This window comes from Pseudomonas sp. (assembly GCF_030150285.1).
Classification (GTDB): Bacteria; Pseudomonadota; Gammaproteobacteria; order Pseudomonadales; family Pseudomonadaceae; genus Aquipseudomonas.
In genome coordinates this window covers 1-22,049 of record NZ_JASLGE010000042.1, presented here as the reverse complement: position 1 = coordinate 22,049, position 22,049 = coordinate 1, and the positions used below count along the sequence as shown (strand labels likewise).

General features: G+C 59.1%; 18 protein-coding genes. 7 read left to right on the top strand and 11 right to left on the bottom strand.

Annotated elements, in window-relative coordinates; genetic code table 11:
* Window positions 1–21 precede the first annotated feature (21 nt).
* Window positions 22–1,605, top strand: a complete 1,584-nt coding sequence (locus Q1W15_RS09805) for a peptide chain release factor 3 (protein WP_300727052.1) — start codon at window positions 22–24, stop codon at window positions 1,603–1,605.
* A gap of 469 nt (window positions 1,606–2,074) precedes the next feature.
* Here the strand turns inward: Q1W15_RS09805 and Q1W15_RS09800 are convergent, their stop codons facing one another.
* From Q1W15_RS09800 to Q1W15_RS09760, 9 genes are all read right to left on the bottom strand, one after another.
* Window positions 2,075–3,049, bottom strand: coding sequence for a peptide ABC transporter ATP-binding protein (locus tag Q1W15_RS09800; RefSeq protein WP_300727049.1), 975 nt, complete (start codon window positions 3,047–3,049; stop codon window positions 2,075–2,077).
* Window positions 3,049–4,017 (bottom strand): ABC transporter ATP-binding protein, encoded by a 969-nt coding sequence (locus Q1W15_RS09795; RefSeq protein ID WP_300727046.1) that lies wholly within the window; start codon window positions 4,015–4,017, stop codon window positions 3,049–3,051. Before Q1W15_RS09795 ends, Q1W15_RS09800 begins: the two co-directional genes overlap by 1 nt.
* 10 nt (window positions 4,018–4,027) lie before the next feature.
* Window positions 4,028–4,939: an ABC transporter permease subunit gene (locus Q1W15_RS09790; RefSeq protein ID WP_300727043.1), complete on the bottom strand. Its 912-nt coding sequence runs from the start codon at window positions 4,937–4,939 to the stop codon at window positions 4,028–4,030.
* A gap of 10 nt (window positions 4,940–4,949) precedes the next feature.
* Window positions 4,950–5,960, bottom strand: a complete 1,011-nt coding sequence (locus Q1W15_RS09785) for an ABC transporter permease subunit (RefSeq protein WP_300727040.1) — start codon at window positions 5,958–5,960, stop codon at window positions 4,950–4,952.
* Between the two features lie 74 nt (window positions 5,961–6,034).
* Window positions 6,035–7,630 (bottom strand): ABC transporter substrate-binding protein, encoded by a 1,596-nt coding sequence (locus Q1W15_RS09780; RefSeq protein ID WP_300727037.1) that lies wholly within the window; start codon window positions 7,628–7,630, stop codon window positions 6,035–6,037.
* Window positions 7,631–7,719: 89 nt separating this feature from the next.
* A complete protein-coding gene (locus Q1W15_RS09775) occupies window positions 7,720–9,087 on the bottom strand; it encodes an OprD family outer membrane porin (RefSeq protein WP_300727034.1) in 1,368 nt (455 codons plus the stop codon).
* Window positions 9,088–9,223: 136 nt separating this feature from the next.
* Window positions 9,224–10,822 (bottom strand): ABC transporter substrate-binding protein, encoded by a 1,599-nt coding sequence (locus Q1W15_RS09770; protein ID WP_300727031.1) that lies wholly within the window; start codon window positions 10,820–10,822, stop codon window positions 9,224–9,226.
* 287 nt (window positions 10,823–11,109) lie between these two features.
* Complete coding sequence (locus tag Q1W15_RS09765; RefSeq protein WP_300727029.1) at window positions 11,110–12,735, bottom strand: ABC transporter substrate-binding protein; 1,626 nt, start codon at window positions 12,733–12,735, stop codon at window positions 11,110–11,112.
* Between the two features lie 413 nt (window positions 12,736–13,148).
* Window positions 13,149–13,865 (bottom strand): SIMPL domain-containing protein, encoded by a 717-nt coding sequence (locus Q1W15_RS09760; protein WP_300727025.1) that lies wholly within the window; start codon window positions 13,863–13,865, stop codon window positions 13,149–13,151.
* Between the two features lie 294 nt (window positions 13,866–14,159).
* Here Q1W15_RS09760 and Q1W15_RS09755 point away from each other — a divergent pair, with 294 nt between their 5' ends.
* The 6 genes from Q1W15_RS09755 to Q1W15_RS09730 all read left to right on the top strand — a co-directional run bounded on the left by Q1W15_RS09755 (window position 14,160) and on the right by Q1W15_RS09730 (window position 19,514).
* A complete protein-coding gene (locus tag Q1W15_RS09755; protein WP_300727022.1) occupies window positions 14,160–15,422 on the top strand; it encodes an ATP-binding protein in 1,263 nt (420 codons plus the stop codon).
* The gene (locus Q1W15_RS09750) at window positions 15,415–15,981 is read left to right on the top strand and encodes a response regulator transcription factor (RefSeq protein ID WP_300727019.1); all 567 of its coding nucleotides are present in this window, start codon (window positions 15,415–15,417) and stop codon (window positions 15,979–15,981) included. Before Q1W15_RS09755 ends, Q1W15_RS09750 begins: the two co-directional genes overlap by 8 nt.
* Window positions 15,982–16,121: 140 nt before the next feature.
* Window positions 16,122–17,867 (top strand): ABC transporter ATP-binding protein/permease, encoded by a 1,746-nt coding sequence (locus tag Q1W15_RS09745; RefSeq protein WP_300727017.1) that lies wholly within the window; start codon window positions 16,122–16,124, stop codon window positions 17,865–17,867.
* A gap of 30 nt (window positions 17,868–17,897) precedes the next feature.
* Window positions 17,898–18,392 carry a hypothetical protein gene (locus Q1W15_RS09740; protein WP_300727014.1) on the top strand — a complete coding sequence of 165 codons (495 nt, stop codon included), beginning with the start codon at window positions 17,898–17,900 and terminating at the stop codon, window positions 18,390–18,392.
* 51 nt (window positions 18,393–18,443) lie between these two features.
* Entirely contained in the window at window positions 18,444–18,731 is a 288-nt protein-coding gene (locus Q1W15_RS09735) for a PA4642 family protein (RefSeq protein WP_300727011.1), read from the top strand.
* Window positions 18,732–19,070: 339 nt separating this feature from the next.
* The gene (locus tag Q1W15_RS09730) at window positions 19,071–19,514 is read left to right on the top strand and encodes a hypothetical protein (protein WP_300727008.1); all 444 of its coding nucleotides are present in this window, start codon (window positions 19,071–19,073) and stop codon (window positions 19,512–19,514) included.
* Between the two features lie 82 nt (window positions 19,515–19,596).
* On the opposite strand, the gene mqo is transcribed toward Q1W15_RS09730, so the two are convergent.
* Complete coding sequence (mqo, locus tag Q1W15_RS09725) at window positions 19,597–21,096, bottom strand: malate dehydrogenase (quinone) (protein WP_300727005.1); 1,500 nt, start codon at window positions 21,094–21,096, stop codon at window positions 19,597–19,599.
* 696 nt (window positions 21,097–21,792) lie between these two features.
* The gene (locus tag Q1W15_RS09720) at window positions 21,793–22,026 is read right to left on the bottom strand and encodes a hypothetical protein (RefSeq protein ID WP_086795870.1); all 234 of its coding nucleotides are present in this window, start codon (window positions 22,024–22,026) and stop codon (window positions 21,793–21,795) included.
* Between the last annotated feature and the right edge of the window lie 23 nt (window positions 22,027–22,049).

Below are 22,049 nucleotides of genomic sequence, written 5' to 3'. Positions count from 1 at the left end.
TCAACCGTCAGGCGATTTCCCATGACCCATCAGGCCGCCGAAGTCGCGAAACGCCGCACTTTCGCCATTATTTCCCACCCCGATGCGGGTAAAACCACCATCACCGAGAAGCTGTTGCTGATGGGTAAGGCGATTGCTGTCGCCGGTACGGTGAAATCGCGAAAGTCCGACCGCCATGCCACCTCCGACTGGATGGAAATGGAAAAGCAACGGGGTATCTCGATTACCACGTCGGTCATGCAGTTCCCGTATCGCGACCACATGATCAACCTGCTCGACACCCCGGGCCACGAAGACTTCTCGGAAGACACTTACCGCACACTGACGGCGGTCGACTCGGCGCTGATGGTCCTGGACGGTGGTAAAGGTGTTGAGCCGCGTACCATCGCCCTGATGGACGTGTGCCGTCTGCGTGACACACCAATCGTCAGCTTTATCAACAAACTCGACCGTGATATTCGCGACCCTATCGAGTTGCTGGACGAGATCGAAGCCGTCCTGAAAATCAAGGCCGCGCCGATCACCTGGCCGATTGGTTGCTACCGCGACTTCAAGGGCGTGTACCACCTGGCGGACGACTACATCATCGTGTACACCGCCGGTCACGGCCACGAACGCACCGATGTCAAAATCATCGAGAAGCTCGACTCCGATGAAGCCCGTGCCCACCTGGGCGACGAGTACGACCGCTTTGTCGACCAACTGGAACTGGTTCAAGGCGCGTGCCATGAATTCAACCAGCAGGAATTCCTGGATGGCCAACTGACGCCGGTGTTCTTCGGTACGGCGTTGGGCAACTTCGGTGTCGATCACGTACTCGATGCCGTGGTGAACTGGGCCCCGATGCCGCTGGCCCGTGTGGCCAACGAGCGCACCGTGGAGCCGGTTGAAGAGAAATTCACCGGTTTTGTGTTCAAGATCCAGGCGAACATGGACCCCAAGCACCGCGACCGTATTGCCTTCATGCGTATTTGCTCGGGCAAGTACGAGAAAGGCATGAAAATGCGCCACGTGCGTACTGGCAAGGACTTGCGCATTGGCGACGCCCTGACGTTCTTCTCCTCGGAGCGTGAGCAACTCGAAGAGGCCTACGCGGGCGACATTATCGGCTTGCACAACCACGGTACCATCCAGATCGGCGACACCTTCACCGAAGGCGAGAGCCTGAGCTTCACGGGCATCCCGCACTTCGCCCCGGAACTGTTCCGCCGCGTGCGCCTGCGCGACCCGCTCAAGTCCAAGCAATTGCGCCAGGGCCTGCAGCAACTGGCCGAAGAGGGGGCCACTCAGGTGTTCTTCCCGGAGCGCAGCAACGACATCATTCTGGGTGCCGTCGGTGTGCTGCAATTCGACGTGGTGGCCAGCCGCTTGAAAGAAGAATACAAAGTGGAATGCTCGTACGAGCCAATCACCGTGTACTCGGCGCGCTGGATTAACTGCGACGATAAGAAGAAGTTTGAAGAGTTCCAGATCAAGGCCGTGGAAAACCTGGCCGTGGACGGTGGTGGTCACCTGACCTACCTCGCGCCGACCCGCGTCAACCTGGCCCTGATGGAAGAGCGCTGGCCCGACGTGACCTTCCGCGCTACGCGTGAGCACCACTAAGCGTTTCAGCGTTGCGTGGCGAAAAAAGCGAAGCCTTCGGGCTTCGCTTTTTTTATGCGGCGCGAAAGAGCCAGAAATGCGGTGCCGCCCTGTCTACGACGCCGCGCTGTCGTGCAGCAATCCTATCCATTACGGCGGTCACGGCCACTTGAGGTTGCGGCTTTACGCCGTGTTAGTTTGATCAAAAGCCAGATCAAAAGATCACGAGCAAGCTCGTTCCTACAGGTCTTGCTTCGTGGTCCCGCTGCGTAAAACCTGCGCGAGATTCGCGTGGTTTAAGGGGGTAGGAGCGAGCTTGCTCGCGATCTTTTGATCTTTAAAAGCGGTACCGCCCCGTCTTCGGCTTATCCATTGCTGCGGTCACGGCCACTTGAGGTTCCGGTTTTACGCCGTTTTACCTTGATCAAAAGCTAGATCAAAAGATCACGAGCAAGCTCGTTCCTACGGGCCTGTTTGGTGGTCAGGTCCATCAAGCCTGTAAAAACAACTCCGCGTGATGGCAAGCCACTTGGCGGTTGTCGAGCAGGCGCAGTGACGGTTCGTCTGTGCTGCATACCTCGGTCGCGTAGGGGCAGCGTTTGTGGAAGGCGCAGCCCGAAGGCGGGTTCAGCGGGTTGGGCAGTTCGCCAACGATTTTGATTTTCGGTTTGAGCGGGTCCGGGTGGATAGTCGGGGTCGCTGACAGCAGCGCTTGGGTGTAGGGGTGCAGCGGGCGGGTGTAGATCGCTTCTTTGGGGCCCATTTCGACCGGGCGGCCGAGGTACATCACTAACACGGTGTCGGCCACATGCCGCACGACGGCGAGGTTGTGGGAGATAAACACGTAGGCCGTGTTGAACTCCTGTTGCAGGTCCATAAACAGGTTGAGCACTTGCGCCTGAATTGACACGTCGAGCGCTGAGGTCGGCTCATCCGCCACCAGCACTTTGGGTTGCAGCATCATGGCCCGGGCCAGGGCTATGCGCTGGCGCTGACCACCGGAAAACATGTGCGGGTAGCGCTGGTAATGCTCGGGGCGCAACCCGACCTGTTTCATCATGGCCTGGACTTTTTCACGACGCTCGCTGGCGCTCAGGGCGGTGTTGATGAGCAGCGGTTCGGCCAGTTGATCGCCGATCTTCTGCCGTGGGTTGAGTGACGCGTAAGGGCTTTGAAAGACCATTTGCACGTCTTTGCGCAGTTGCTTGCGCTCAGCCTTGTTGGCTCCGGCGACTTCCTGGCCGGCGATTTTCAGTGAACCCGAGGTGGGTTCTTCGATCAGCGTCAGGGCGCGGGCCAGGGTGGATTTGCCACAGCCCGATTCGCCCACCACGGCCAAGGTTTTGCCAGCCTCCAGTTCGAATGAGACCCCGTTGAGGGCGCGCACCCGTGCATGGCCTTTGAACAGGCCTCGGGACACTTCGTAGTGACGGGTAAGGTCACGGGCGGTCAGAACAACAGTCATTACGCCACCTCCTGATTCAAGGGGAAGAAGCAGCGCACCTGGCTGTAGGCCTTGGGCTCCAGCGCCGGGCGCTGTTGGCGGCAGGTGTCTTGTACGTAGGGGCAGCGCGGGGAAAGCAGGCAACCCTGCGGGCGGTCGAAGCGGCCAGGCACGATGCCGGGCAGTGTCGACAGGCGAGCGGCACCCAGGCTGTGTTCCGGGATTGCGGCGAGCAGGGCTTCGCTGTAAGGGTGGGCGGGGCGGTCAAACAGCCCCGGCACTTGACCGACTTCCACGGCCTGGCCTGCATACATCACGCAAACGCGCTGGGCGGTTTCAGCGACCACGGCCAGGTCGTGGGTGATTAACACCAGCCCCATGTTTTGTTCGCGCTGCAGCTTGAGCAGCAGGTCCATGATCTGGGCCTGAATGGTCACGTCCAGTGCGGTGGTCGGTTCGTCGGCAATCAGCAGTTTGGGCTCGCCGGCGATGGCCATGGCAATGGCCACGCGCTGGCTCATGCCGCCCGAGAGTTGGTGCGGGTAGGCGTTCATGCGGCTGGCGGCAGCGGGGATTTCGACGGTTTCCAGCAGTTCTATAGCGCGCTGACGCGCCTGTTTTTTGGACATGTTCAGGTGCAGGCGCAGCACTTCTTCTATCTGGAAACCCACGGTATAGCTGGGGTTCAGGGCGGTCATGGGGTCTTGAAACACCATCGCCATGTCTTTGCCGACAATTTGCCGCCGCTGGCGGGCGCTGAGGGTGAGCATGTTGTGGCCGTCGAAGGTCAGCGCGTCGGCGTTAACGCGGCCGGGGGCGTCGATCAGCCCCATCAGCGCCATCATGGTCACGGATTTGCCGGAGCCGGATTCACCGACGATGGCCAAAACTTGGCCTTTATCCACCGACAGGTTGAGGCCGTCGACCACGGGCACAGCGCTTGCGTCGCCGAAACGGACGTTGAGGTTCTTGATTTCGAGCAGTGACATGGGCGTCTCCTCAGGCGGCGTTCTTGAGTTTCGGGTCCAGCGCGTCGCGCAGTCCGTCGCCCATCAGGTTGATTGCCAGCACGCTGAGCAAAATGGTCAGGCCGGGCAGGGTCACGACCCACCACGCCCGTTCGATGTAGTCGCGGGCCGAGGCCAGCATGGTGCCCCACTCGGGCGTGGGCGGTTGCACGCCCAGGCCGAGGAAGCCCAGGGCGGCGGCATCAAGGATCGCCGAAGAGAAACTCAGGGTGGCCTGCACGATCAGCGGTGCCATGCAGTTGGGCAGCACGGTGATGAACATCAGGCGCGGCAGGCCCGCTCCAGCCAGACGGGCGGCCGTTACGTAATCGCGGCTCAGTTCACCCATGACCGCCGCGCGGGTCAGGCGTACGTAGGAAGGCAGGGACACCACGGCAATGGCAATCACGGTATTGATCAGGCCCGGGCCGAGGATGGCGACAATCGCCACTGCCAGCAGCAGCGACGGCAGCGCCAGCATGATGTCCATCAGGCGCATGATGCCGGGGCCCAGCAGGCGCGGGAAGAACCCGGCAAACAGCCCCAGAATCACACCCGGTATCAGCGAAATCACCACCGACGACAAGCCGATCAGCAGCGACAGGCGTGAGCCTTCGATCAGGCGTGACAGCAGGTCTCGGCCCAGTTCATCGGTGCCGAGCAAAAACTGCCAGTTGCCGCCTTCCAGCCAGACCGGCGGGGTCAGCAGGAAGTCGCGGTATTGCTCGCTCGGGTTGTGCGGGGCGACCCACGGCGCGAAAATCGCGCAGAACACGATAAGGCTCATGAAAATCAGCCCCGCCACCGCGCCTTTGTTTTGCGCGAAGGCGTGCCAGAACTCTTTGTAGGGCGAGGGGTACAGCAGGCTTTGATCCACTTCAGTGGCCGTGTTGGAGGTGTTCATGGTCGGGTTCTCAGCGCTGGTGGCGAATGCGTGGGTTGGCGAAGCCGTAGAGGATGTCCACCACGAAATTGACCATGATCACCAGGCAGGCGATTAACAGGATGCCGTTTTGCACCACGGGGTAGTCCCGGGCACCAATGGCTTCGATCAGCCATTTGCCAATGCCGGGCCACGAGAAAATGGTTTCGGTCAGCACCGCGCCGGCGAGCAATGTCCCGACTTGCAGGCCAACCACGGTCAGCACCGGGATCAGCGCGTTGCGCAGGCCGTGGACAAACACCACGCGTGCCGGCGACAGGCCTTTGGCGCGGGCGGTGCGGATGTAGTCTTCGCGCAGCACTTCGAGCATCGAAGAGCGGGTCATGCGCGCGATCACTGCCAAGGGGATGGTGCCCAGCACAATGGCGGGCAAAATCAGGTGGTGCAGGGCATCGAGAAAGGCACCGTCTTCATCGCTGAACAGGGTGTCGATCAGCATGAAGCCGGTTTTGGGCTCAATGTCGAACAGCAGGTCGATGCGCCCGGAGACCGGGGTCCAACCCAGCCCCACCGAGAAGAACATGATCAGGATCAGGCCCCACCAGAAGATCGGCATGGAATAGCCTGCCAGCGAAATGCCCATCACCCCGTGATCAAACCACGAGCCCCGCTTGAGGGCCGCGATTACCCCCGCCAGTAGCCCGAGCACGCCTGCAAACATGAGGGCGGCGATGGACAGTTCGAGGGTAGCCGGGAACAGCGCCGAAAATTCGCCCCACACGCTTTCACGCGAGCGCAACGATTCGCCCAGGTCGCCGTGGGCGAGCTTGCCGATATAGTCAAAATACTGCTCATAGAGTGGCTTGTTCAGGCCCAGGCGCTCCATGGCCTGGGCGTGCATTTCGGGGTCGAGCCGGCGCTCACCCATCATGACCTCGACCGGGTCGCCGGGGATCATGCGAATCAGGGCGAACGTCAGCAAGGTGACGCCGAAAAAAGTTGGAATCAACAGCCCGACGCGGCGGGCAATAAAACTAAACATCGTGCGGTGTTCCTCATCAGCCGGTTAGGCAGGCCGCCAGCGCTTAAAGGGCCGCTGGCGGGGAGTTCGTTGTTCTACTTCACCTGGGTGGTGGCGAAGTTGTTATTGGTCAGCGGGCTTAAGGTGTAGCCCTCGACGTTTTTGCGCATCGCAGTGAAGAGCTTAGGGTGTACCACGTTAATCCAGGGTGAGTCCTGATGAAAAATGACCTGCGCTTGCTCATAGAGTGCCGCCCTTTCGGCGGGTTCAGTGAGGGTACGGGCCTTGGTGATCAGGGCGTCGAAGTCTTTGTTGCACCAGCGGGCGTAGTTCTCGCCATTCTGCGCGGCCGGGCAGCCGAGCAGCGGGGTCATGAAGTTGTCGGGGTCGCCGTTGTCGCCCGCCCAGCCCACGGACACCATGTCGTGTTCGCCCTTTTTGGTGCGTTTAAGCATTTCACCCCATTCCATGACGCGTATATCCAGGGTGAGGCCGATCTTGGCCAGGTCAGCCTGAAGCAGTTGTGCGGCCAGCAGCGGGTTGGGATTTGAGGCCCCGCCGCCATTACGGGTGAACAGGGTGAACACGTGGCCTTCGGGCACACCGGCCTCCTTGAGCAGCGCGCGCGCCTTGGCCAGGTCACGGGGCGGGTTTTCAAGGCGGGTATTAAACCCCAGCAGCGTGGGAGGGTACGGGTTGACGGCCTCCACCGCATTGCCTTCGCCGTGCACGCTGTTGAGGTAGGTGCGCCGGTCGAAGGCCAGGTTGAGGGCTTTGCGTACCCGCACATCGTCCAGATACGGGTGCAGGGTATTAATGGCGATGTAACTGGTGATCAGGGCGGCGCGTTCATCCACCTTAAGGTTGGGGTCGGTGCGCAGGTGTTTGACGTCATCGGGTTTGGGGGCCACCGCGATCTGGCATTCGTTGGCCTTGAGTTTTTGCAGGCGCACGTTGCTGTCAGTGGTGATGGCAAAAATCAGTGAGTCGCTGGGTGGCTCGCCGCGAAAGTAGTCGGGGTTGGCCTTGAAGCGTACCTGTGCATCCTTGCTGTAACGCATGAAGCTAAACGGGCCGGTGCCGATCGGTTTGCTGTTCAGGTCTTCGGTTTTGCCGGCCTTGAGCAACTGGTCGGCATATTCCGCCGAGTAGATGGAGGTAAACGCCATGGCCACGTCACGTAAAAAGGGGGCCTCGGCGTTATTGAGGGTGATTTTTACCGTGAGGTCGTCCACTTTTTCAATGCGCTTGAGCAGTGTTTTAAACCCCATGCTTTCAAAGTACGGGTACCCGATCAGTGAGGAACTATGCCACGGATGGTTGGGGTCCAGTTGGCGTTGAAAGCTCCAGACTACATCGTCTGCATTCAGGGTACGGGTCGGCTTGAAGTAGCGGGTGGTATGAAACTTCACACCGGGGCGCAGGTAGAAGGTGTACTCCAGGCCGTCCGGGCTGATGTCCCAGCGTTCGGCCAATGCCGGCACGACATCGGTTGTGCCGGGGGCGAAGTCGGCCAGGCGGTTGAACAACGTCTCGGCTGCCGCATCGGCCGTGACGGCGGTGGTGTATCGGGCGATATCGAACCCGTCAGGGCTGGCCTCGGTACAGACCACCAGGTTTTTGGCCGAAACGCCGGCCGCTGTGCCGAACAGCGTGATGACGAGCGCGACGTGCAGTGGAAGCCTTTTCATGGCAATCCCCTTCAATGAGTTAAGTCTGCGAAATGACGACGGCTGAGCCGTTGACTCAGCCATCGCCTTATCGTGTGTGCAAGGCCGGTTTACAGCAGGTTGAACGGAATGGTCGTCACCACGCGGAACTCATTGAGGTTGCCGTCGGACTGATTTTTGCTGGCGCGGTGCGTGGAATACGTGACGCGAATAGCGGTGTCTTTCAAGGGCCCACTCTGAACAGCGTAGGAGGTGCCAATGCTGTACTCGGAGTGCTTTTCACCGTGCATGTTGCGTACATCATAGGCCGTGCCTTTGTAGCCGGTGCCGTCAATGTCCCAGCCCCGGGCGTGGTAGGCGTTGAACTTCAGGCCCGGTAGGCCGTACGGCGCCATGTCGATGATGTAGGCCAGTTGCAGCGATTTCTCGTTCGGGCCGTTGAAGTCCGAAAGCAAGGAGTTGGCCAGGTAGATACCGCCACTTTCATGCAGGTAGTCGAAGTACTCATCGCCGCTGACCTGCTGGTACGACAAGGCCACGGTATGGGCCTGGTGGGTCAGGGCGAAGGCCAGGCTGAAGGTGTTGTTATCGATGTCCCCCATCGCTTTGCGGCCGGTATCGAGGGTTTTGTAGTAATTGAAACTGGTGTTCAAGCCCAGCGTGGCCTTGTCCCCCATGTCGTGTACGGCACCGACGTAATACTGGTTCCAGAAGTCCTCGACATGGCTGGCGTAGAGCGTGGTCTTGAGGCTTTTAAAAGGTTGGTAGTTGAGCCCGGCGACCGTGGCTCGGTCGGTTTCGACACCGGTGGCCCCGTATTCGCTGCGAAACTTGCTCAAGCTTTGCTCGGTACGCGGGGATACGCGGTCGAAGGTGCCCGCGTCGAAAGACAGGTTGTTGAACGCTTCGCTGTGCAACGCAAACCCTTCAAAGCTTGAGGGCAGTGCACGATTGCCGACCACATCAATGATGGGGCTGCTGAAGTTCTGTCGGCCGACGGTCAGTGTGGTGTTGGCCAGGCGCGCGCTGACGTTGGCCAGGCCCAGTTTGCTCCATTGGCCGACGGCATCGCCGTTGCGGCGGCTCAGGGTACGGTTGTTATTGCCGGCAATATGATTGATGTCGCGGTCCAGGGCGATGGCGTTGTACGCCGCCACTTGGGTGCTGAAGCCCAAGGTCCCTTGGGTGAAGCCCGAGGTGTAATCCAGGATCGTGCCCTGTACCCAGTTGATTCGGCGCGGCGAGGACTTAGGCTTGCCATGGTCGTTGTAGTTGAAACGATCGTCACGGCGCTTGAGTTCATTGGCGTACCAGTTGCGGGTACTGCCGCCCAACGTTTGTTCTTCCACGAAGCCTCGGGCCTGGCTCTGAGCGCTGGGCCCCGTTTTCAACTCGGTCGGTATGAAGGCGTCGGCACTGGCCAGGGCCGTGAAGCTGCTGATGGACAAGGCCAACAACGTGCTGTGGGTCGTTTTCATGGTTGAGGCTCCTCTTCTTTCTTTTTGTTGTTGTTGAACGCTTTAGCGCTGGGCAAACCGTGGGCAGGCCTGCAATCGGCAACACGGGGCCGGACCACCTCAACGGTGGCCTGGCGTGGCGAGGTGAATCAGGGGGTTAGTCGTTGAGGCTGACGCCTGAAAAAATGCTGCGCCCGAAAGGGCTGACCTTAAAACCGTCAACCTTGGCACTGAGCGGCTGGTTGACGGTGGAGTGCGCAATGGGGGTCATCGGCACTTGCTGTTTGATGAGTTGTTGGGCTTGCTTGTAGAGCACGGTGCGCTGCGCGCGGTCGGTGATGGTTTTGGCCTTTTTGACCAATGTGTCGTAAGCCTTGTCGCACCACATGGAGTAGTTGTTGCTACCCACGGCGTCGCAGCTGTAGAGCGTGCCGAGCCAGTTATCCGGGTCGCCGTTGTCGCCGGTCCAGCCAATCAGCGTGATGTCGTGCTCACCATTTTTGGTGCGCTTGATGAACTCGCCCCATTCATAACTGACAATCTTGACCTTGAGCCCGACCTTGCCCCAGTCCGATTGCAGCATTTCGGCCATCAGCCTGGCGTTGGGGTTGTAGGGGCGTTGCACGGGCATGGCCCACAGCGTGATTTCTGTGCCTTCCTTAACCCCTGCGGCGGCGAGTAATGCCTTGGCTTTTTCAGGGTTGTACGGGGCATCGACGAGGGTGTCGTCGTAGGACCACTGAGTGGGTGGCATGGCATTGACGGCTTTCTGGCCCTGGCCCTGATACACGGCCTTGAGGATTTCATCCTTGTTGATGGCCATGTCCAACGCCTGGCGCACGGGCAATTGGTCGAAAGGAGGGTGCTGCACGTTGTAGGCGATGTAGCCGAGGTTGAAGCCGGGTTTCTCAATGACCTGCAGGCTGGCGTCTGCCTTCAGCCCCTCGATATCGGCCGGGCGCGGGCTGAGTGAAACCTGGCACTCGTTTTTGCGCAGCTTTTGCATGCGGGCCGATGCGTCTACGTTGATGGAGAAAATCAGGTTGTCGAGTTTGACCTGGCTGGGGTCCCAGTAGGTTTTGTTGGCGGCATAGCGGATGTTCGAGTCTTTTTGATAACGCTGGAAGACAAACGGCCCGGTGCCCACAGGCTTTTGATTGATCTCGCCGGGCTTGCCGGCCTTGAGCAACTGCCCGGCATATTCCGCTGACAGGATTGAGGCAAAGCTCATGGCCAGGTTTTGGGTAAAGGCAGCATCCACCGCGTTGAGCTGCATGACCACCGTCATCGGTCCGGTTTTTTCAACACGGGCGATGTTCGTGTCCAGGCTCATGGCGGTGAAGTACGGGAACTCGGTGGGGTAGGCCTTACGAAACGGATGTTGGGGATCGAGCATGCGATTGAAGGTGAAGAGCACGTCGTCCGCGTTGAAGTCGCGGGTAGGGGTGAACCATTGTGTGGTGTGAAACTTGACCCCCTCGCGCAGGTGAAAAGTCCAGGTCAACCCGTCTTCGGAAACCTCCCAGCGCGTTGCCAGCGCCGGGATGGCCGCGGTGCCGCCTCTTTCAAACTCGGCGAGGCGGTTGTAGATCGGTTCGGCGGCATCGTTGTCGATGGACGTGGTGTATTGCGCGGTATCAAAACCGGCAGGGCTGCCTTCGGAGCAGAACACCAGGCTGTTGGCAGCATAGGCAAGAGGGCTGCCGGCGAGGAGGCCGGCGCTGAGCAGTGCAGTTAACAGCAGAGAGTGGCGCATGGCATCCCGGTCCTTTTCTTGTTGTTGTGGTGTGAGCCTTGGGCCCGCGACGTTTTTCAGACGAGGTGTGGCGACCCTCAGCGGGCGTTTGGGCCTCAAGGCTGATGAGCGTCGAAGTTAGGGAGTCGGCGGGTTGCCGTAAATGCGTCATTGCTGACAGTTCTGTAGGAAACGTCTCTTAGTCCTATCAGTACTGGTGTAGTCCGCAGTGGCTTTGGGATGAGGGTTTTTTCTGAATCTTTGGAAGGCCAATGAATGCGGCGCTGTCGCCGCATTCACCCGGCAGCTTAGTCAGCGAGACCAACCCCGTGGAAGGAGGTCAGCCCCAGCGGGCTGATCTTGAAGTCCTCGACATTTTTACGCATTGGCAGATACACCGTTGAGTGGGCAATCGGCGTCATGGGCAACTGGCTCTTGAGGCGCTGTTGCGCCAGTTTGTACAGGCGGGTGCGCTCGGCCACGTCAGTGGTGGCTTTGGCGGCTTTTACCAGGTCGTCAAAGGGCTTGTCGCACCACTTGGCGAAGTTGTTGCCATTGATCGAGTCGCAACCGAAGAGCGTGCCGAGCCAGTTGTCCGGGTCGCCGTTGTCACCGCTCCAGCCGATGATCATGGCACCGTTTTCACCGCCCCTGGAGCGCTTGATGTACTCGCCCCATTCGTAGGTCACGATCTTGGCCTTGATGCCGATGTTGGCCCAATCTGACTGCAGCATTTCAGCCATCAGCTTGGCATTGGGGTTGTACGGGCGTTGGACCGGCATGGCCCACAGGGTGATCTCGGTGCCTTCCGGGATGCCCGCCTCTTTGAGTAGCTCCCTGGCCTTCTCGGGGTTGTAGGGGGCGTCCTGAAGGGTGTCGTCGTAGGACCACTGCGTTGGCGGCATGACATTGACGGCCAACTGGCCAGCACCCTGGTACACCGAGGCAATGATTTGCGGCTTGTTCACCGCCATGTCCAGGGCCTGGCGCACCTTGAGTTGGGCCATCGGGTTCGGCTCGTCACTGCCCTTGATTTTGTCCATGACGTTGTAGGCCACGTAGCCGACGTTAAAGCCCGCCTGATCTGGCATCTTCAGGTTCGGGTCTTCTTTGAGGGCTTTCAGGTCGGCCGGGCGCGGGTAGATCGTGACCTGGCATTCGTTCTTTTTGAGTTTTTGCACGCGAACGGACGCGTCGGTGGTGATGGCAAATATCAGGTTGTCGAGCCTGACGTCTTCAGGTTTCCAGTACGCTTTGTTGCCGGTGTAGCGAATGTTCGAGTCTTTCTGGTAGCTCTTGAACACAAACGGCCCCGTACCAATGGGCTTTTGGTTGATTTGCGAAGGCTTGCCGGCCTTGAGCAGGGTATCGGCGTATTCGGCCGACAGGATGGAGGCAAAGTGCATCGCCATGTTTTGAATAAACGCGTCATCCACGGTGTTCAGCGTGAACTTGACCGTCTTGTCATCGATTCTTTCGACGGACTTGATGTTGTTGTCCATACCCATGTCGACGAAGTAAGGAAATTCGGAGGGGTAGGCCTTACGGAAGGCCATGTCCTTGTCGAGCATGCGGTTGAAGGTGAACAGTACATCGTCGGCGTTGAAGTCGCGGGTGGGCTTGAAGTACGGCGTGGCGTGGAACTTGACCCCTTCGCGCAGATGAAAGGTGTAGGTCAGGTTGTCCGGGGCAATGTCCCAGTGCGTCGCGAGGCCTGGAATCACCGTGGTGCTGCCGCGCTCAAACTCGCTGAGCCGGTTGTAGAGTGTCTCGGCGGAGGCGTCGAAATCGGTGCCCGTGGTGTATTGGCCCGGGTCAAAGCCGGCCGGGCTGCCTTCAGAGCAATACACCAGGCTGGTGGCGGCGTGTGCGCCCGGTGCGCTGGCCAGCAGGCTGGCACTGACTAGAAACGGAAGGACCGCGTGTTTGAACATGGAGACCTCATGATTATTGTCATTATGGGTGTGAGGGCGACCTTGTGAGCCAACCCAGCGCTACGTCTGCCCCCTGCCTTGTGCAAGCCGTGCCGGATGCCGATTCAGTCACTCAGGTGTGGCGAGCGGAAACGAATGCCTCCTGTGTGAAATGGATCGAAAATTGAGTTGTTTGCGTCGGCAGCGTCGGTGCCGCGGCGAACATTCGCGCATGCTTTGACGACGTGTGCGTATTGCTATCGGGGGAGCGGCTACTTAACTCGACTTTTGATTGGTATAGATGTCAGGCAGATTCGCTTTAAGTTGTAGTCTTCTTCTCTTATTTAGCTGTTTTCGCTGCGTTCTGCGTTTGATGTCCACAAAAAAGCCCTTGAAGCGGTGGCGCGACAAGGGCTTTTGGACAAGGCTTGAGCTTATGGCATGAGGACTTCAATCACGCCGTCAGCGCTCATGCTGACTTCGCTGGTGCCGGCCTCGACTTCCGGGGTGGGCGCGGCGTCCATTTCGGCGGATGCGGCTTTCATCATCATGACATTGCGCATGTACGGTTGCGGGTAACCGTTGCTGTTGAGGTTCAGGTTGACGATCTTGTAGCCCTTGCCGCCCAGGGCGTCGGTCGCCAGTTGGGCGCGTGCCTTGAATGCGGCCACGGCGTCTTTGAGCAGGGCGTCTTCGCTGGTCTTGCGAGCCTCGTTACCGACGGTAAATTGCATGTTGCCCATTTTCAGGGTTTGCATCAGGTCGCCCGTGAGCTTGGACAGCGCGGCAAAGTCGGCGCTTTCCAGGCGCAGTTCGGCGCGCTCACGCCAGCCGGTGATTTTTTGGGTTTTGTTGTCGTAGATCGGGTAGCTGTTACGGTTGCCCTGGCGCAAGGTCACGTCCTTGACTTGCTTGGCCTGGCCAATCGCCTTGTTCATGGCGTTGGTGACTTCAGCGGCCAGTTTGGCGGCATCGGTATTTTGCGCCTCGGTGTAGAGCGTCACGATCATCAGGTCACGCGGGACTTCCTGGCTGGCTTCGGCGCGCAAGGAGATCTGGTTGTAGTGAATGCCATCGGCCAGTGCGGGCAGGCTGGCAAGTGCACCGATGCTCAAGGTCAGAAGGGCGGCGGTGCGCTGGAAAGTTGACATAAAAGCTCCTTGGGATGAGGTCAGCAAGACGTGTAAGACTGCATAAAGTGGCCATCAGTTCGCCCAGTTACATTTTTCATACAACTGGCCTTCACCGGGTGCGTCGGCGCGAGCGTCCAATTGTTTCAAAGCGCGCGCGCAATCGAGCGTCGACCGGCTGTGCCGGCACAGGCAAGGGGCAGCCGCCTGAATCGCGTAAAAAACACTGTGGCTCATTGCCGCAGTTTAGCCTGTGAGGCTATTCGGGTGGTTATACTCCCTGCGATTCACCTGGAGCGCTCATCAGGAGGGCTCATGCTCGCCCCCGCACCTTTAATGTCTGCTACTCGCCAAAACCTTTGGCGGCTTACGTTTATTCGCACCTTGGTACTGGCCGCGCAGGCGGGCTCGGTGGGCATTGCCTACCTGTTCGATCTGTTGCCCCTGCCCTGGTTTCAGTTGTGTGCGACCCTGGGTTTCTCCATGTTGTTGTGCGCCTTTACGGCCATCCGGTTGCGCACCACCTGGCCGGTGACCGAACTGGAATACGCATTGCAACTGGCTTGCGACATTTTTATCCACAGTGCATTGCTGTATTTCTCGGGGGGCTCGACCAACCCGTTTGTGTCGTATTACCTGGTACCGCTGACGATAGCTGCCGTGACGTTGCCGTGGCGTTTTTCCGTGGTGCTGTCGGGCATCGCATTAACGCTGTACACCTTGCTGCTGGTGCAATCCTACCCCTTGGATACGGCGGCGTTTTTCCGCGAAAAGCTGCAGATCTACGGCATGTGGCTGAGCTTTGCGCTGTCGGCGGCGGTTATTACCTTTTTCGCCGCCAAAATGGCCCATGAGTTGCGTCGCCAGGAAGAATTACGCGCCTTGCGCCGTGAAGAAGGCCTGCGCGACCAGCAGCTCTTGGCCGTCGCCACGCAAGCAGCGGGCGCGGCCCATGAACTGGGCACGCCTTTGTCGACCATGAGTGTGTTACTTAAAGAGATGCGTCGCGACCATCCCAACCCCGAACTGCAGGACGACCTGAGCGTGCTGCAGGACCAGGTCAAGCTGTGCAAGGAGACGTTGCAGCAACTGGTGCGCGCGGCGGAGGCCAACCGTCGTTTGGCCATTGAGGAGCAGGACGTCACCGAGTGGCTGAATGAAGCGTTGAACCGTTGGCACTTGATGCGCCCTGAAGCCACTTACCGTTTTCAATGCCTGGGCCACACCCCTGTGCCCCGTCTGGCCCCCCCGCCCGATTTGACGCAGGCGCTGCTCAATCTGCTGAACAATGCAGCCGATGCCTGCCCGGAAGGGCTGGAAGTCAATGTCGACTGGGATGCCGTAGACTTGACCATCAGCATTCGCGACCACGGCCCGGGTGTGCCGCTGGTGATCGCCGAACAAATCGGTAAACCCTTTTTTACCACCAAGGGCAAAGGTTTCGGCCTGGGCCTGTTTTTGAGCAAAGCCAGCGTGACACGCGCCGGCGGCTCGGTAAAACTCTACAGTCACGAGGATGGCGGCACGCTGACCGAGCTGCGCCTGCCGCGTGTCGCCCGAGGAAACGAAAATGAGTGAAGAAATTCAAGTCGAAGGCGAAGGCGAAGAGCTGCCGCATTTGTTGCTGGTCGACGATGACGCGACGTTTACCCGCGTGATGGCCCGTGCAATGGCGCGCAGAGGGTTTCGCGTCAGCACCGCGGGCTCAGCTGAAGAAGGCCTGGAGCTGGCCCGAAAGGACTTGCCCGAATTTGCCGTGCTGGACCTGAAAATGGACGGCGACTCGGGCCTGGTTTTGTTGCCCAAGTTGCTGGAACTCGACGCCGACATGCGTGTGGTGATTCTCACCGGTTATTCGAGCATCGCTACCGCTGTTGAGGCAATCAAGCGCGGGGCCTGCAACTACCTGTGCAAACCGGCCGATGCAGACGATGTGCTGGCGGCGTTGCTGACCCAACACACGGACCTCGATGCGCTGGTGCCCGAGAACCCCATGTCGGTCGACCGCTTGCAGTGGGAGCACATTCAGCGCGTGCTGACCGAGCATGAAGGTAATATCTCCGCGACAGCCCGCGCCCTGGGCATGCACCGCCGCACTTTGCAGCGCAAATTGCAGAAGCGCCCCGTGCGACGCTGAATGGGAGCTGTAGCAATCGCGTTGCGGCTTGCAACGCGATAGAGACACCCCCTAATCTGTATCAAGACGTTTCCAAGCGTTGATGGCCGGTCGCCCTGACCGGCCAGCGGGTTGTTCTTTTTTCCACTTGAGCCTGAACGATGAATCAGAACGCTGAGTCTTCTGTCGTGAACGATGCTGTGCGTGGCGATTTTATACCGAAGGTTTGGGGGCTCATCACGCCCTACTGGCGCAGTGAAGAACGGGGCCGGGCATGGATACTGCTTATTGCAGTGATCGCGTTGTCGCTGGTCAGCGTCGGTATATCGGTGTGGATCAACCATTGGTACAAAGACTTCTACAACGCACTGGAACAGAAGGACGGCGCGGCATTCTGGTGCCTGATCGGTTACTTCGGGCTGATTGCGGCAGCGGGTATTGTCGGCGCGGTGTACCGGCTCTACCTGACTCAGATGCTGACGATTCGCTGGCGCCGGTGGCTGACCGAACAGCACTTTGCGCGCTGGCTGGCGCATAAAAACTATTACCACCTGGAGCAGGGCGGTTACACCGACAACCCCGACCAGCGCATCAGCGAAGACCTCAATTCGTTTACCGATAACACGCTCACCCTGGGCCTGGGTTTGATCCGCAACGTGGTCAGCCTGGTGTCTTTTTCGATTATTTTGTGGGGCGTGTCGGGCAGCATTGAAGTCTTTGGCTTCACCATTCCCGGCTACATGTTCTGGTGCGCGTTGGTGTATGCCGCTGTTGGCAGTTGGTTGGCGCACCTGATCGGTCGCCGCTTGATCGGCCTGAGCAATCAGCAACAACGTTACGAAGCGGACATGCGTTTCGCGATGGTTCGCGTGCGCGAAAACGCCGAGAGCATTGCGTTGTACAGCGGCGAAGCCAACGAACACGAGCGCCTGAGCACGCGCTTCAACAAGGTCTGGAACAACTTCTGGACACAAATGAACGTGACGAAACGCCTGACGTTCTTTACGGCCGGGTACTCACAGATCGCCATTATTTTCCCGTTTATCGTCGCCGCACCGCGTTACTTCGCGGGCAAGATCGAGTTGGGTGAGCTGATGCAAATCAACTCGGCATTCGGCAACGTGCAAGAGAACTTCAGCTGGTTTATCGACGCCTACGTGACGCTGGCCGCATGGCGCGCCACCTGTGATCGGTTGCTGAGTTTTCGTCAGGCCATGACTGACAACGAGCAGCGCCCGCCTGCGATCGACGTGCAGACCCAAGGTGATGCTGTGCAGGTTGAGAACCTGGACCTGAACCTGGCGGACGGCCGCGCGTTGCTGCAGCACGCCAACCTGCACGTGGTCGCGGGGGAGCGCCTGATGCTCAGCGGCCGTTCCGGCAGCGGTAAAAGCACGCTGTTACGTGCGATGGGCGGGCTTTGGCCGCAAGGTGGCGGGTCGATTCGCGTGCCGGCTGAACGCGGGTTGTTCTTGCCGCAAAAGCCGTACGTGCCGATAGGGGCGCTGCGTGACGCGTTGAGTTATCCACAGGGCGGTGAGGCTTACGACACCGGGCGCTATGAAGCGGTGTTGCGTGCCTGTCGGCTGGAGCACCTGATCCCCAGGCTTGATGAGGTCAATCACTGGCAACGCCAGTTGTCGGGAGGTGAACAGCAACGCCTGAGTGTTGCCCGTGCGTTGTTGTATCGCCCGCAGTGGCTGTATATGGATGAGTCCACCTCGGCGATGGATGAAGAGGACGAGGCCCTGTTGTACCAGGCGTTGATCGATCAATTGCCAGGCGTGAGCCTCATCAGCGTGGGGCACCGCAGCAGCCTGGCGCGGTTCCACCCCAGGCATGTGCGCATTGAACACCGGCAGATGGTTGAGCAGCCGATTAACGAACCGTCGGTGCGCCCATGCTAGAGTGCTGCTCCCCGCGTTCTGGACCCTGACATGAGCCTTTTACTTCGCAGTGCTGCACTGAGCATGATGCTCGCCAGCCTGCCCTTGGCCGCCGCGCCAGGGGCAACCGCGCCTTTGCATGCGCAGTTTTTACCGGCGGATGACTTGCAACTGCGTGCCGAAAAACCCGAGCAGCAACAGTTGATGCACATCACGTCGTACTCGGTGGTGGTCGGCAGCCAGCGCCCGTCCAATCAGCAACCGATCCCGGTAACGTCCCCCGTGTTTATCCGGCTCAAGGGTAACCCGCTGAGCCAGGGGGCTACGGTTCGTGAGGTGCTGATTGCATTTGATGGCGAAAGCAAGAGCTTGAAAAAGCCCGCGTTCGACAGCAAGACCCGCACGCTGAGCTTGTCTTACCCGCTGTCCCAATACCCGCTGGTGATGGACCTGTTGCGCAACGACACGGTGTACTGCCAGTTTTTGACCTATGCCAATGGCCATATCTGGGCCGACTTGCACACCGGCAGCGTGCGCGCGCGTTGAGCCTTGGGTAAACTGCGGGCCCCGTGAAGTATCAGCAGGCTGGAGCCGGATATGCGTAAAGACAAGAAGCAGTTGATTGGTGATGAAATCGGCGACGAGCAGGTCAAGTTGTTCCTGGACTTCGAACCCGTGGATGCCACGTCGCCGTCGCTGCACAAACTGATCAAAGCCTACCGTGGCCTGCGTATCGACGATTTCGAGCGCTTTTTGGGCTTCTTCAAAGAGGCCGGCTATGACGTTGATGGCAAGGACGAACACGGTCAGACCTTTGTCGACATCATCAAAGATCAGCGCAACGCCGACGAGTACATTGAACTCATCGTTAAAGCCCGCGGTTGATCATGAGTATTGCCATGCAGTTTCAGACCTTTCCCTGACTTCACTGGGATCAGGCTTGCGAGTGCATGTAGACAATTCGTAGGAGCGAGCTTGCTCGCGATCTTTTAACCTTCAAAGGTAAAGATCGCGAGCCATCGCGCGTCGACCGGCGGCTCCTGCACAGTACCGTGGCGGTTCCTGCAAGCGTATAAATCCCCCTTGATTAAAGAATGATCCCACACCCCGCATCTGCTTGGCGGTGGTGGGCTTTTGCGTGGGCCCACAATACTCAACAGGGTGTCACGCAGGCCGGGCGTTACAGCGCTGCCGGGCGGGGTTCAACTTAAAGGGAGTGGGGCAATGAACAAAACAGGACGTTTTGCGGTGTGCTTGCTGGTGGGTCTGGGCGTTAGCGCGACCGCCATGGCGATGGATGAGGTGCTGGAGGTCGAAGTGTTCAATGCTTCGGCTTATGCGATTACTCCGGGGGATGATTTCTCATTGCTGGAAGACCCTGATAATGCGGGCCATGACTATATTGTCGAGCCGCACGCGAGTCAGGAACTGGTGTTTTACTTGCCTGAGTCCCGAGGTACTCAAACGTTTACCTATCACCAGGGTGAGCAGGCGTGCCTGTTTGGCTTTGGTCACACAAACACCGCCCCCGATCGCCTGCAGCGTTGGGTCGATGCGACATCCACTGGGGCGGTTGATATTGCGTGTGCTAGCGAATTGATTGTCGTGCCGGACGATGATGAGTTTGTGCGCAATGGCGGCACGCGGGTGCTGTTTACCATGGGGTAGCGGGCGGCGTGCAGACGAAAAAAAGCCCCTGGCCCGGAAGGGGCAGGGGCTTTTCATCTCGCGTCAGTACGCGAGCGCGTGACTACGCGATAGCCGTTTTGGGCTCAACCAGCTCCAGCAACTCGGCATTGCGGGTGCTGATTTCACGGTACAGCTGCGCGTCGGTCTCAAGCACTTTCTCCCGGGCCGGGAAAATTTCCTTGAGTTTGGCTGCCCACTCGCCTGTAGCTTTTTGCGCGAAGCAGCGCTCAATCAGGTCCAGCATGATCGAAACCGTTACCGAAGCACCTGGCGAGGCACCCAGCAGCGCGGCCAGGGAACCGTCCTTCGCTGCGACCAGCTCCGTGCCGAACTGCAGCACGCCGCCTTTTTTCGGGTCCTTCTTGATGATCTGAACCCGTTGCCCGGCAATTTCCAGGCGCCAGTCTTGCGCTTTCGCCTGCGGGTAGAAGCGACGCAGGGAGTCCAGGCGCTGTTCCATCGACTGACGCACTTCGCTGACCAGGTACTTGGTCAGGTCCATGTTGTCACGGGCCACGGCGAGCATCGGGCCAATGTTGCCCAAGCGAATCGACATTGGCAGGTCCAGGAACGAGCCGTGCTTGAGGAACTTGGTGGTGAAGCCGGCATAAGGCCCGAACAGCAGCGATTTTTTGCCGTCAACCACACGGGTGTCCAAGTGCGGAACCGACATCGGCGGCGAGCCCACGGCGGCCTGGCTGTAAACCTTGGCCTGGTGTTGCTTGACCACTTCCGGGTTGTCGCAGCGCAGCCATTGGCCGCTTACCGGGAAACCGCCGTAGCCTTTGCTTTCTTCAATGCCCGAGGCTTGCAGCAGTGGCAGAGCCGCACCACCAGCACCCAGGAACACAAATTTGGCATCCACATGGCGAGTATTGCCGCTGTTGATGTCCTTGATGCTCACCGTCCAGCCACTGCCGTTACGCTTGAGGCCGGTGACTTTTTTGCTGTACTTGATTTGCGTGTCCGGGGCGCTGGCCAGGTGCTTGAGCAACTGCTGGGTCAGGGCACCGAAGTTGACGTCTGTACCGTGTTCAACGCGGGTTGCCGAGATCACCTGGTCCGCAGGGCGGCCCGGCATCATCAGGGGCATCCACTCGGCCATCTTGGCTTTGTCTTCGGTGTATTCCATGTCGGCAAACGCATGGTGCTGGCTCAGCACGTCAAAACGTTTCTTCAGGAAGGACACGCCTTTTTCACCTTCTACATAGCTCAGGTGGGGGATCGGGCTAATGAAGGACTTGCAGGAACCGAAGGTGCCTTGTTGCGCCAGGTAGGCCCAAAACTGTTTGGACACCTCGAACTGGGCATTGATATGCACAGCCTTTTTGATGTCGATCGAACCGTCAGCCGCTTGCGGCGTGTAGTTCAACTCGCACAACCCGGCGTGGCCTGTGCCTGCGTTGTTCCACGGGTTGGAACTTTCCGCGGCACCGGAATCCATTTGCTCTACTACTTCCAGCGAAATGCCGGGGTCGAGCTCTTTGAGCAGCACGGCCAGGGTGGCACTCATGATGCCTGCTCCTACCAGTACTACGTCGACTGCTTCGTTATGCGCCATTAACGCGTCTCCAAAATCTACGGCACCAAATTGACGGCATAGCTGCCAGGCGGTCCGCGGCATGCATCAGGTAAGCCTGCGGTCTCACGTGGCCTGTATCGCCATGTCCGATTCTTCGCAATTTCTTGCAACTTCAGCGGGCGCCACCAACCGGGCCTTCAAGGTTCATATGAACGCATTTCAGTCCCCGGGAGGCAATTCGACTTAAGGTCAAGAGCGTCCGTTCGTGCAACCAAATCCGTAAGCGGACAGGCTTTCAGTCTTGTGCTGTGGAGCCGACTTGTATCCTGCTTGGTGGGGCTGTTTCAGACGCTAATGGTGCATGTTCAGACGCAAAACTTTTCATTTGCTCGCCACACTCTTGTGAAGTTGTGAAACCCGTTTTTTTTTCACGCTCTTTTGGATACGTGAACCTCAAAAAAGGGCTGTCGCAAGCCAGGCACCGAACCAGGGGCCGAGCGTGATGACAGCTCTGGCAGATCATGCAAAAAGTGGGGGTTACGCCATGAAATTCAAGCGCACCAGCTTCACATGATCTGTGTGGGCGGCTCTCTGTGGGCGGTTTTGGGGTGCCAATACAAGCGCATTAGCGATGCTGCGGGGCCCGATCAGGAGACGTCCTTATAATCGGGGGGAGATTGTAGCGAAGAAACGTGGGCAATTGATCCTGTTAAATGAGTTTTATTGGTGCGTCGGTCAGAGGCCCAGCAGCGGTTGCACCGCCGAACGCCGTGCGGGCGAGGCAATACGGGCGTTGGCGGGTAGCACCTGGTGCAACCAGATAAGGCGGATTTCTTCGATTTCGACCCAGCTGTCGCCGACCGGCGGCTGTTTGCATTGCTTGAAGGCCTGGCAGCGGCCTGCCGGATCAAGGCGGGCGAAGCAGCGGTTGGGGCGGTTGAGGCCGAGCAGAGTCAAGAGCATGTTCATGGCGGCACCTGTTGAGTCAGTCG